This is a genomic window from Streptomyces sp. P5F9 (assembly GCF_057961495.1).
Genome location: NZ_JBXVPZ010000321.1, coordinates 1 through 11,323, shown reverse-complemented (window position 1 = coordinate 11,323; position 11,323 = coordinate 1). Strand labels below are relative to the sequence as shown.

The following is an 11,323-nucleotide window of genomic DNA, read 5'->3' as shown; positions in this document are numbered from 1 at the left end:
CGAAACCCAGTCGTTCACGGTGACTTGGGGGCGGGCGTTGATGTACGCCGTCGTCACCCCGACCCGCAGCGTGTGCGCTACGGCGGCCTGGGCCGCGGTCAGCTTGAAGTAGACCAGGACGCCGTTGTTGACGTCCTTCCAGATGTACGCCGGGAAGGACGCGGCCTCGCCCCCGCCGCCGATCGTGACGTTGCCGGTCCACTTGGACGCGCGGGCGTCCGAGGGGTGCGCGTACGTCATCAGGTCGGCGTTCTTGAACTCCCCTGGTGTGCCGTCCCAGTTGCCGAGTCGCCAGACGGTCGACGCGGTGGAGGGGTCGCCGGTGATGGTCAGGGTGTGCAGCGATGTCGTACCGCCTGCCGTGACCGTCACCTGCCCTGTGTGGACGGCTAGTTCGCCCTTGAAGACGGTCAGTGTGTACGTCCCCGGGAGCATCCCCTTGCAGGAGAAGGCGCCGGTACCGGACGCCGCCTTCGCCCAGTACTGCGCGTCGGCGTTGGAAAAGCCCACCGTGTACGGGTACTTGGCGTCCATTCCCTTCAGGCCGACCCCTGCCACCTTCCCCCGCCCCGCCTTGCCTGTCCAACCCGTGATGCCGAGCGGGTCCACCCAGGAGGTGTCGAGGTTCGCCGCGAAGAGGGAGCGGGACGGGGTGCCGCCGTCTGTGAACGTCACCACGAACGGGCCCTGAAGACCGAAGCGTTCGGGCTCCGTCTGGGCCTCGTTGTAGTGGAGGATCTCGTACAGCCCGGCCCCGCCCTCGTTCGAGTGGCGCAGCAGCGAGCGGTAGAACGGGCCGCCGGACGCCTTCTCGTGGTTGGAGCGGACCAGGTACAGGCCGACCGAGCCCGTCGTGAAGCCGACGTGGTCGTAGTCGATGGTCCGCTTGCCCGAGTAGTGCTTGGAGCGGGTCGTGCCGTCGGGGTGCTTCCAGACGTCGCCGGCCTCGATGATCGTGTCGGTGGTCGAATCCCAGGCATCCGAACCGGAGTTGGGGAACACGCCCGGCTTCACGCGGACGATGTACCGCGTCGCGGTGAAGGAGGCGTCCGCCTTGTTCGTCCACAGGTAGACGTTGTTCTCGCCGCTGCGGGCCGCGTACCACTGGGTGATCGCGCCGTGCACGACCTTCACCAGGATCGTCGAGCCCGATTGTTTGATCGTGACCGTTGAGGAGCCCAGCCCGGACTCGACATGCGAGTGCATGCCGCCGTAGCCCTCGTACTCCTTGCCCTTGTAGACGAGGGACGTGATGTCACCCGTCGACTTGGAGACCTTGAGGACGAGTGAACTGCCCGTGTTGATCACGTAGTTGGAGCCGTCGTCGGTGTATCCGAACGCGGCGGCGGAGGCGGACGAGAGGAGACCGGTACCGCCCGCGACGGCCGCGCCGGTGGCGGCGACACCGATCGCGGAGGCCCCGAGCACCCGTCTGCGGGTGAGGTGCTTCTTGTGCGTGCTCAAGCGACTTGCTCCGTGTGACTCCGTGCGAGAGGAACCTTGCGCCTCTTGGTCGTCACTGGCGGAGAAAGGGTTGCCGCCCGCCCGAAGATTTCTCTACGACCGCTCTCTACGACCGTCTGCTACGACTTCTGCGCCGCGAAGTCGCCCTTCACAGACAGCTCTTGGCCGGCCGCCGTGCCCGCCGCCGAGTAGCTGTCGTCCTTGGCGTCCCGGCCGCCGCGCTCATGGTTGTACTGCCCGGCGAAGACCCAGTCCCCGACCGCGACCGTACGGCCCTCCTTGAGCACCCATGTGTAGACCAAGAACCCGTTCTGCTCGGCCACCGTCAGTGTGAAGTCGTCCTCGGGCAGCGAGCGCCAGGCGCCCGTGGAGGTGACCCCGCCGGTCTGCTTGACCTTCAACTGGACGGTGAGTGCGGTGAGTTGCTTGGTCGTCTTCAGGGTGATGTCGCTCTGCGCCCAGAAGTCGTTGCTGTCCGGGTCGATCGAGCCGTCCGACCACAGCGGGCCGTCCTGGGTACCGGAGGCGGGCGGCAGTACCGGCGTGGAGGGCGAGGCGGTCGCGGACTCGGTGGGGGAGGTGCTCGCCTTGGGAGAGTTGTGCGAGGTGGCGCCGGAACCCGAACTCGGGCTCGGGGCAACCGGTTTGACCGGGTTACGGCTCGTCGCGTCCGGTGACGGAGTGGGCGTCGGCGTCGGCGAGACGGAGACCGTCTGCTCGGCGGGGGTGTTGCTCTTCACCGCGGACGCCACCGCGTAGCCACCGACCGCGAGGACGCTCGCCACCGCGGCCGTGGCGCTGACCACCCGCACCCAGCCGAACACGGGCGGCCGGGTGGCCCGGTGGTCGGGGCGGGACTGCGCGGCCATGCCACGTTCGAGCCGCGCCAGGATGTGGGAGCGGTCGGGTTCGTGTCCCTCGGCCGCCTCGTGCAGCCGGGCGATCAACTCGTCGTCGTGCACGTCCTGGTGCCTCATCGGGTCCTCCCTCCGGTCTCGCCGCCGCGTGCCAGCGCCGCGTGCATCCGCAGCGGAGGGCTCTGCGGACCGAGCAACCGCTGCAACTCCGCCATGCCCTTCGACGTCTGGCTCTTAACCGTACCGACGGAAACACCGAGGGCGAGCGCGGTGTCCTTCTCCGACAGGTCGAACGCGTGCCGCAGCACGACGCAGGCCCGCTTGCGGAACGGCAGCCTGCGCAGAGCCTCTTGGACGTCGACCGCGCCGGCCACGTCCGGGTTCTCGGTCTTCTCCTCGCGCTGCGACCAGAACAGGGCGACCCGCCGCCGCTCACGCACCGCGCTGCGGATCCGGGTGCGGGCCAGATTGGCGACGACCCCACGGGCGTAGGCCGCGGGATGGTCGGCGGCGCGCACCCGGTCCCAGCGGTGCCAGAGCGCGAGCAGCGCGTCGGCCGCGAGATCGTCGGCGGCGTCCGCCTCACCCGTCAACAGGTGGGCGAGGCGGGACAGTTCGCCGTAGTGGCGTTCGAAGAAGGCGTGGAACTCCTCGGAGGCGGCGTCGTCGACGACTGTGCCCACGGCGGACCTCTCCTCGCTGCGGTTTGTGGGTGTCATGTAGATGACACGTGATCATTCAGGGGTGGCCCTGACGAGATCCGGAGCGTAGCAGTGATCAATCGGCCACTCTGGTACAGACCTTCGAACGGCATCTGACAGGTCGACCAGGGACGGACAGCAGGTCGGCCCCGATTCCGTAACACGGGGAAAACCTGAAACAGGTTCAACGCGGGAACAATCCAGCCAGCATCCGCGCACCGATCATTGAAGCCACGAGGAGTACCCGCATGTCCGAGTCACAGAAGGTGGCCGACCGGCCAAGTGCCGAACCACCGGCGGCGAACGGTGTCGACCGGTTCTTCAAGATCTCCGAACGGGGATCCACCTTCGGCCGTGAGGTACGCGGAGGCTTCGCCACGTTCTTCACGATGGCCTACATCCTCGTCCTGAACCCGATCATCCTGGGCAGCGCCAAGGACAAGTTCGGGCACACGCTCGACACCGGCCAGCTGGTCACCGCCACCGCCCTGGTGGCCTGTGTGATGACGGTCATCATGGGAGTCGGCGGAAACCTGCCGCTCGCGATCGCCGCGGGCCTCGGCCTCAACGCCGTCGTCGCCTTCCAGCTGGCGCCGCTGATGAGCTGGCCCGACGCGATGGGCCTCGTCGTCATCGAGGGCGTCCTGATCTGCGTGCTGGTCCTCACCGGGCTGCGCGAGGCGATCATGAACGCGATCCCGCAACAGCTCAAGCAGGCCATCGGCGTCGGCATCGGTCTGTTCATCGCGTTCATCGGCTTCGTCGACGCCGGCTTCGTCAGTCGTATACCGGACGCCGCCGAGACCACGGTCCCCGTGCAGCTCGGCGCCGTCGGTCATCTCACCGGCTGGCCCGTCCTCGTCTTCTGCCTCGGCGTCCTGCTGACCATCGCGCTCGTCGCCCGCAAGGTGAAGGGCGCGATCCTGATCAGCATCGTCACGATGACCGTCCTCGCGATCATCATCAACTCCGTTGCCGACATCAAGAGTTGGGGTCTGATGACCCCCAAGGTGCCGGACAAGATCGTGGCCGCGCCCGACTTCGGACTCATCGGCCACTTCAGCCTGTTCGGCGCGTTCGGCGAGACCAGCGCGATCACTGTCGTCCTGCTGATCTTCACGCTGATCCTCTCCGACTTCTTCGACGCCATGGGCACGATCGTCGGTATCAGCGCGGAGGCCGGTCTCCTGGACGAGGACGGTCAGGTGCCGAACATCGGGCGCGTCCTGTTCATCGACGGGGCGGCCGCTGTCGCCGGCGGGATCGGGTCCGCGTCCTCCAACACCGCGTACATCGAGTCGGCGTCCGGGGTCGGTGAGGGGTCGCGTACCGGGTTCTCGAACCTCGTCACCGGTGGGCTGTTCGGGCTCGCGCTGTTCCTCACCCCGCTGCTCACGATCGTGCCGCTCCAGGCCGCCGCGCCCGCGCTGATCGCCGTCGGGTTCCTGATGATGACCCACGTCAAGCACATCGACTGGGACAAGTACGAGATCGCGATTCCGGCGTTCCTGACCATCGCCGCGATGCCGTTCACGTACTCGATCACTGACGGGATCGGCGCCGGGTTCATCTCTTATGTCGTGATCAAGGCAGTGCTCGGTAAGGCGAAGGAGGTCAACTGGCTGCTGTGGGGTGTGTCGGCGCTGTTCCTCGTGTACTTCGCCATCGACCCTGTGGAGCAGATTCTGGGTGTGAAGTAGAAGTAGAGGTCGCTGCGCGGTCGGCCGCGAGTTCGTCGTGGCTGGTCGCGCCCACGCGGCGGAGCCGCAAATAGACACAGCCCCGCGCCCCTAAAAGACAAAAGACAAGGGCATCACTGCAACGCTGCTTTCATCATCGCCTTGGCCACCGGGGCCGCCAGGCCGTTGCCGCTGATCTCCGACCTTGCCGCGTCCGACTGCTCGACGACCACCGCTACGGCTATCTCCTTGCCCGTCGAGTCGGACTTGCCGTAGGACGTGAACCAGGCGTACGGCGACTGGTCGTTGTTCTCGCCGTGCTGGGCCGTACCCGTCTTGCCGCCCACGGTGACGCCCGCGATCTCGGCGTTCGTGCCGGTGCCGTCCGTGATGACCGTCTGCATCGCCGACTGGAGCTGCTGGGCCGTGCCCGAGCTGACGATCTGCTTCGTCGTCGTAGCGTCGTCGTAGTTGTGGACCACATCTCCGCCGCTGTCGGTGGTCTCGGACACCATGTGCGGGGAGACCAGCTTGCCGTCGTTGGCTATGGCTGCGGACACCATGGCCATCTGGAGCGGGGTGGCGGTCACGTCGTACTGGCCGATGCCGGTCAGAGCCGTCGACGACTTGTTCATGTTGGACGGGTACACGCTCGGGTAGGCCCGCACCGGGATGTCGAGCTTGGAGTCGTTGAAGCCGAACTTCTCGGCCATCGCCTTGACCTTGTCCTGGCCCAGGTCGACGGCCATCTTCGCGAACACGGTGTTGCACGAGTACTGGAGCGCGACCCGGATCGAGGCGTTCGTGCAGGGCGCGGAGGAACTCTCGTTCTTCAGCGGGGTGACCGTACCCGGCAGGGTGTACGGCGAGGGGCTCGTCGTCTTCTCGTCCACCGAGGAGTACAGCCCGTCCTCCAGCGCGGCCGCCGCCACGACCAGCTTGAACGTGGAGCCCGGCGGCAGCGGCTGGCGCAGCGCGCGGTTGGTCAGCGGCTTGTCGGAGTCCGCGTTGAGCTGCTTCCACGCCGTCCCGGCCGTGTTGGCGTCGGTCAGCGCCGAAGGGTCGTAGGACGGGGTCGAGACGACGGCGAGGATCTTGCCGGTCGTCGGATCGATCGCGACGGCGGCACCCTTCTTGTCGCCGAGCGCGTCGTACGCCGCCTTCTGCACGTCCGGGTCGATCGTCGTGACCACGTTGCCCGGGGCGGCCCGCGCGCCGGTGACCGTGTCCATGACGGTCTTCAGGCTGCTGTCCGTGCCGTCGAGGAGATCGGCGTAGATCCCCTCCAACTGCGTCGGCGCATAGCTCTGCGAGGCGTAGCCCGTCACCGCCGCGTAGAGCTTGCCGTCCGTGTACGTGCGTTTGTACGCGAGGTCGCTGCTGCTCGCCGTCCGCGCCGAGCCGGTGATCGCGTTCCCGGCCACGATGATGTTCCCGAGCGGGTCCGCGTATGTCTCGATCGCGTTCCGCCGGTTGTCCTCGTCGTCCGCGAGTGCCTGGCCGTCGTAGAACTGCACCCAGGTCGCCCGCACCAGGAGGGCGAGAACGAGGAGCAGTACGAAGACGGAGGTGCGCCTGATCGTCTTGTTCATCCCGCTCTGAAGACGACCGGACGGGAACGAATCGTTCCCTTACACCGCTTTTCTCATCGAGCGCTCATGAACCCGCTCATCGAGCGTTCATGAGCCCAGCGTCAGCAGCAGCTCGTCGATCTCCTCGCCCCGCGCGTTCGCGAACCCCCGGTCGTGCCCGGTGACGCGGAACCCGCACTTCTCCAGCACGCGCCGCGAACCCTCGTTGTCGGCCGCCACGCGCGCGTACACCGGGCGTTCGGGCTCCTCGGCGAGCAGGTCGCGCAGTGCGGCCGTCGCGATGCCCTTGCCCCAGTAGGCGCGGTCGATCCAGTACGTCACCTCGCGCTCGCCCGGCTCGCCGTAGACCGCGACGCTGCCCACGACGTCGCCGTCGGCGAGGACCGTGCGGTTCCGCACGCCGGGCAAGGCGCGGATGCGCTTCCAGTGGGCGTCGAAGGCGTCCCTGTCGGCCGGGTCCTTCGCGGTGAAGGCGGCCATCCGGACGGACTCGGGGTCGTTCGTCTGCCGGAAGAAGACCGGCAGATCACTGTCGTGGACGGGGCGGAGCGAGACCTGCATGAGTTCAGAGCCTCCGGGTGGCGAGGGTGAGCCGGTCGCGGGCGTCGAACAGGGCGTCCTTGACCATCTGTTCGTGGGCGGGGGTGAGCCGGGCCACCGGCACCGAGCAGCTGATCGCGTCCCGCGCGGGGGTGCGGTACGGGATCGCGACGCCGAAGCAGCGCAGCCCCAGCGTGTTCTCCTCGCGGTCCACGGCGAAGCCCTGGTCCCGGACCTGGTGGAGTTCCTCGATGAGCTTCTCGCGGTCGGTGATCGTGTGCTCGGTGAGCGCGGGCAGCGTCTCCGGGAGCATCTTGCGGACCTGCTCGTCGGAGTACGTGCTCAGCAGCGCCTTGCCCAGCGAGGTCGAGTGCGCCGGGAGCCGGCGGCCGACGCGGGTGAAGGGCCGTAGATAGTGCTGCGACTGGCGGGTGGCCAGGTAGACGACGTTCGTGCCGTCGAGGCGGGCGAGGTGGATGGTCTCCGTGGTGTCGTCGGAGAGCCGGTCCAGCGTCGGACGGGCCGCCGCGACGACCTCGTCGCCGTCGATGTAGGAGGTGCCCACCAGCAGCGCCCGTACGCCGATGCCGTACCGCGTGCCCGTAGCGTCCGTCTCCACCCAGCCCAGCTCTACCAACGTGCGCAGCAGCATGTACAGACTGGACTTGGGATATCCGACGGCCTCCTGGACCGACGCGAGGGAGTGCATACCGGGCCGGCCGGCGAAGTATTCGAGCAGCTCCACCGTCCGCACCGCGGACTTGACCTGTGCCCCGCCGCCTGTCTCGCCTGCCGACATCGCCCTTGACCCCTTCGTTCGACGGGAAATAGTCTCCGAGAGCATATTCATCATCAGAGACAGCGTTCAGCATATCGAACGACCCTGGTGAATGACCCAGAACTGCGGCATTACATGTGTGGAGGGACCCGCGGTGGCAGCAGCACCAGTCTGGAGTGTCGACCCCCGAACCGGGAAGCAGCGTGAACAGGTTGCGGTGGAGGCCACAGCCCAGGAGGTGGACACCGCCGTCCGCGCCGCGCACGCGGCGCGGGGTTCGCTCGCCGACCGTACGGTCCGCGCCGCCTTCCTGCGCGGTGCCGCCGACCAGCTCGAAGCGGCCAAGAACCAGTTGGTCGAGGTCGCCGACGCGGAGACCGCGCTCGGACCGGTCCGGCTCAACGGCGAACTCGCTCGCACCTGCTACCAGTTGAGGGCCTTCGCGGACATCGTCGACGAGGGCGCCTTCCTCGACGTGGTCATCAACCACCCCGACGACACCGCGACCCCGCCGATCCCGGACCTGCGCCGCTACAAGGTGCCGCTGGGCGTCGTCGCCGTCTACTCGGCCTCCAACTTCCCCTTCGCCTTCTCGGTCGCCGGCGGCGACACCGCGAGCGCGCTGGCCGCCGGCTGCCCGGTCGTCGTCAAGGCCCACCCCGATCACCCCGGCCTGTCCGAACTGGTCGCGAGCGTGCTGCGCCGGGCCGCCGCCGAGCAGGGCATCCCGGCCGGCGTCCTCGGCCTGGTCCACGGCTTCGAGGCGGGCGTCGAGCTCGTCAAGCACCCGCTGGTCTCGGCGGCCGGGTTCACCGGTTCCGTACGCGGCGGCCGTGCCCTCTTCGACGCGGCGGCGGCACGTCCGGTCCCGATCCCCTTCCACGGTGAACTGGGCTCCCTGAACCCGGTAGTTGTTACCGAGGCTGCGGCGGCCGAGCGCGCCGAGGCGATCGGTACGGGGCTCGCCGGTTCGATGACCCTGGGCGTCGGCCAGTTCTGTGTGAAGCCGGGCCTTGTGCTCGTGCCGTCCGGCTCCGCCGGGGACGGGCTGGTCAAGTCCCTCACCGATGCGGTCAGCGACACGGACTCCGGGGTGCTGCTGGATCACCGGATGCGCGACAACTTCCTCGCGGGCGTCACCGAGCGGGCCGGATTGCCCGAGGTGGAGTCCCCGGTGACGCCGGGCGCGGGCAGCGAGCACACGGTGAGCCCCGGGTTCCTGACGGTGCCGGCGGAGAAGCTGGCGTCCGAGGGGGCGTACGACCTGCTCCTCGAAGAGTGCTTCGGGCCGGTCACGGTGGTGGCCCGCTATGACGATGACGCGCAGGCGAACGCCGTGCTGTCGCGGCTGCCGGGGAATCTTACGGCGACGGTTCATCTGTCGGCGGGGGAGGCGGCCGGGGAAGGGCGTGGCGCGGAGATCCTTGCGGAGCTGACGCCTTTGGCCGGGCGGGTGTTGGTCAATGCGTGGCCTACGGGGGTTGCGGTGGCGCCCGCGCAGCATCACGGGGGGCCTTACCCGGCTACGACCTCTACCTCAACTTCTGTTGGTGGTACGGCTATTGAGCGGTGGGTGCGGCCTGTGGCTTACCAGAACACGCCTGAGGCTCTGCTGCCGTTGGAGCTTCGGGATGACAATCCGCTGGGCCTGCCTCGGCGTTATGACGGGCATCTGGAGCGGTAGCGCCGTTGGGGGTGAGGTGGATTGTCGGTCTGACGGTCCGTCGTGGCTTGTCGCGCCCACGCGGCGGAGCCGCAAATCGATACAGCCCCGCGCCCCTAAAAACACTCCCCTTGGGCTGAGATGATTAGTTGATGGACTTGGAACTTTCCCAACTGCCCTTTCCCCTCCGGACTTACGGGCCTGACGGGCACTGGTCCTACGAGGACGGTGTGCTCACGGGGTGGGCGGGCCCCCGGCAGGATCGCTTCGTACCGCCCACTGGGGAGGGGTTGGACCCCGCCTCCGATGCACCCCGTCTTCTCGGGGCGCCGCACGGGGACTTCCAGCTCATAGCCCGCGTCACCGTCGGGTTCGCGGGGTCGTTCGATGCCGGGGTGCTGTATGTCCATGTGGGGGAGCGGGCCTGGGCCAAGCTCTGTCTGGAGTACTCGCCTGATGTGCCTACCGTCTGCACGGTGGTCACTCGGGGGCACTCGGACGACGCCAACTCCTTTACCGTGGACGGTAGTTCGGTTTGGCTGCGCGTTAGCCGGACCGGGCGGGCCTTTGCCTTTCACGCTTCTCGTGATGGCAAGCGGTGGATCTTCATCCGGCTTTTCACCCTCGGTGACGAGAAGGAGACGGACGCTGCGCTCGTCGGGTTCATGACGCAGTCGCCGATGGGAGAGGGGTGTGTCGTGACGTACGACCACCTTGAGTTCAGACCTAGTTGGCCGAACGACCTGAGAGACGGAAGCTGAGGAAGGCCGTCACCGCGAAGAGGGCCGCGCTGATCGCGAGGCTCTCCCGCAGGCCCGCCGTGAAGTCGGCGGAGACCAGCGCCCCGAACACGGCGATGCCCAGGCCGCCTGCCACCTGACGTGCGGAGTTGAGGACTCCGGCGGCCAGGCCCGCACGCTCCGCTGCCACCGCGTCCATCATCACGGCGGTCAGCGGTGGGACCGTCAGGGCGCAGCCGAGGGCCATCGGCACGAGGAGTACGGCCACCAGGAGCGGGGGTGTGCCCGCGTCGACGTACAGCAGGACGAGTGCGCCCAACGCGGCCAGCAACTGCCCTGCCAGCATGGGGAGTCGGGTGCCGTAGCGGCTCGCCAGCTTGCCCGCCACGATGTTCGTCACCGGGATCAGACCGGTCATCGGCAGGAACATCAGCCCGGCGTACAGCGCCGAACGGCCCTGTACCTGCTGGAAGAAGAGCGAGAAGAGGAAGATCACGCCGTAGAAGGCGACACTGCACGCCGCACCCGCCGCGACTGCCACGGACACCGTACGGCTGCGGAACAGGCCGAGTGGCACCACCGGATGGGCCTGCCGCAGCTCGACCCGGACGAAGACCGCGCCCGAGACGGCCGCGACCAGCAGAGCCACAACTCCCGTACCTCCGCCCTCGATCACCGCGAAGGTGACCGCCGTAAGAGCGACCGCGGCCGTCAGCTGACCCAGCAGGTCCAGCGGTGCGGGCCGACGCTCCGAACGTGGCGCCCGGACAAGCAACACCAATGCCACCGCGCCGAGCGGCAGGTTGATGAAGAAGATGCCCCGCCAGTCCCAGACCGTGGTCAGTGCGCCGCCTGCCACCGGGCCCAGGGCCACCGCGACCGAGCCGCCCGCAGCCCAAGTTGCCACCGCCCGCGCCCTCTTGGCGGGTTCGGCGTAGGCCTGTCGTACGAGGGACAGGGACGCCGGGAGGACTACGGCGGCCGCCACGCCCTGGAGCACGCGCGCGCCGATCAGCGCGGGCAGGTTCGGGGCCAGGCCGCAGGCCGCCGAGGCGAGGGTGAAGACCGTGATGCCGATCGCGTACGCGCGGCTCGCCCCGGCCCGGTCCGCGAAGGCGCCGGTGGACAGCATCAGCGCGGCGAAGGACAGCGTGTACGCGTCGACCACCCACTGCAGTCCCGACATCCCGCCGCCCAGGGCGGTCCCGATGGACGGCAGCGCCACGTTCACCACGGACGCGTCGAGGGTGATGAGCGCGAAGCCGAGGAGGGCGGCGGGATGTCGGGACTGCAGTGGGTGGTCGACGCG

The 11,323-nt window shown here is 68.3% G+C and carries 10 protein-coding genes; 3 read left to right on the top strand and 7 right to left on the bottom strand.

Translation table 11 applies throughout. From position 1 onward, the window contains the following. From AC31A1_RS36095 to AC31A1_RS36085, 3 genes are all read right to left on the bottom strand, one after another. The coding region (locus AC31A1_RS36095) for a rhamnogalacturonan lyase B N-terminal domain-containing protein (RefSeq protein WP_489657359.1) at positions 1-1,464 on the bottom strand (1,464 nt) is incomplete at its 3' end. A gap of 119 nt (positions 1,465-1,583) precedes the next feature. After that, positions 1,584-2,441, bottom strand: coding sequence for a hypothetical protein (locus AC31A1_RS36090; RefSeq protein ID WP_489657358.1), 858 nt, complete (start codon positions 2,439-2,441; stop codon positions 1,584-1,586). Then, positions 2,438-3,004 carry a SigE family RNA polymerase sigma factor gene (locus AC31A1_RS36085; RefSeq protein WP_489657357.1) on the bottom strand — a complete coding sequence of 189 codons (567 nt, stop codon included), beginning with the start codon at positions 3,002-3,004 and terminating at the stop codon, positions 2,438-2,440. Before AC31A1_RS36085 ends, AC31A1_RS36090 begins: the two co-directional genes overlap by 4 nt. Positions 3,005-3,270: 266 nt before the next feature. Here AC31A1_RS36085 and AC31A1_RS36080 point away from each other — a divergent pair, with 266 nt between their 5' ends. After that, positions 3,271-4,722, top strand: a complete 1,452-nt coding sequence (locus AC31A1_RS36080; RefSeq protein WP_489657356.1) for an NCS2 family permease — start codon at positions 3,271-3,273, stop codon at positions 4,720-4,722. 113 nt (positions 4,723-4,835) lie between these two features. On the opposite strand, the gene AC31A1_RS36075 is transcribed toward AC31A1_RS36080, so the two are convergent. From AC31A1_RS36075 to AC31A1_RS36065, 3 genes are all read right to left on the bottom strand, one after another. Continuing rightward, a complete protein-coding gene (locus AC31A1_RS36075) occupies positions 4,836-6,293 on the bottom strand; it encodes a peptidoglycan D,D-transpeptidase FtsI family protein (RefSeq protein ID WP_489657355.1) in 1,458 nt (485 codons plus the stop codon). 87 nt (positions 6,294-6,380) lie between these two features. Beyond that, positions 6,381-6,854, bottom strand: a complete 474-nt coding sequence (locus AC31A1_RS36070; protein ID WP_489657354.1) for a GNAT family N-acetyltransferase — start codon at positions 6,852-6,854, stop codon at positions 6,381-6,383. A gap of 4 nt (positions 6,855-6,858) precedes the next feature. Next, entirely contained in the window at positions 6,859-7,632 is a 774-nt protein-coding gene (locus AC31A1_RS36065; RefSeq protein WP_366494305.1) for an IclR family transcriptional regulator, read from the bottom strand. Between the two features lie 133 nt (positions 7,633-7,765). On the opposite strand from AC31A1_RS36065, the gene AC31A1_RS36060 reads away from it, so the two are divergent. Beyond that, positions 7,766-9,295: an aldehyde dehydrogenase (NADP(+)) gene (locus tag AC31A1_RS36060; RefSeq protein ID WP_489657353.1), complete on the top strand. Its 1,530-nt coding sequence runs from the start codon at positions 7,766-7,768 to the stop codon at positions 9,293-9,295. A gap of 131 nt (positions 9,296-9,426) precedes the next feature. Further along, the gene (locus AC31A1_RS36055; RefSeq protein WP_489657352.1) at positions 9,427-10,035 is read left to right on the top strand and encodes a DUF1349 domain-containing protein; all 609 of its coding nucleotides are present in this window, start codon (positions 9,427-9,429) and stop codon (positions 10,033-10,035) included. On the opposite strand, the gene AC31A1_RS36050 is transcribed toward AC31A1_RS36055, so the two are convergent. Further along, positions 10,001-11,308: an MFS transporter gene (locus AC31A1_RS36050; RefSeq protein WP_489657360.1), complete on the bottom strand. Its 1,308-nt coding sequence runs from the start codon at positions 11,306-11,308 to the stop codon at positions 10,001-10,003. The two genes, AC31A1_RS36055 and AC31A1_RS36050, sit on opposite strands and share 35 nt — an antisense overlap. Positions 11,309-11,323: the final 15 nt, after the last annotated feature.

What these genes read in the sequence shown, in the direction of transcription:
- AC31A1_RS36080 (WP_489657356.1), top strand. Translation starts at nt 3,271, where the DNA reads ATGTCCGAGTCACAGAAGGTGGCCGACCGGCCAAGTGCCGAACCACCG.
- AC31A1_RS36075 (WP_489657355.1), bottom strand. Translation starts at nt 6,293, where the DNA reads ATGAACAAGACGATCAGGCGCACCTCCGTCTTCGTACTGCTCCTCGTT.
- AC31A1_RS36065 (WP_366494305.1), bottom strand. Translation starts at nt 7,632, where the DNA reads ATGTCGGCAGGCGAGACAGGCGGCGGGGCACAGGTCAAGTCCGCGGTG.
- AC31A1_RS36090 (WP_489657358.1), bottom strand. Translation starts at nt 2,441, where the DNA reads ATGAGGCACCAGGACGTGCACGACGACGAGTTGATCGCCCGGCTGCAC.
- AC31A1_RS36055 (WP_489657352.1), top strand. Translation starts at nt 9,427, where the DNA reads ATGGACTTGGAACTTTCCCAACTGCCCTTTCCCCTCCGGACTTACGGG.
- AC31A1_RS36070 (WP_489657354.1), bottom strand. Translation starts at nt 6,854, where the DNA reads ATGCAGGTCTCGCTCCGCCCCGTCCACGACAGTGATCTGCCGGTCTTC.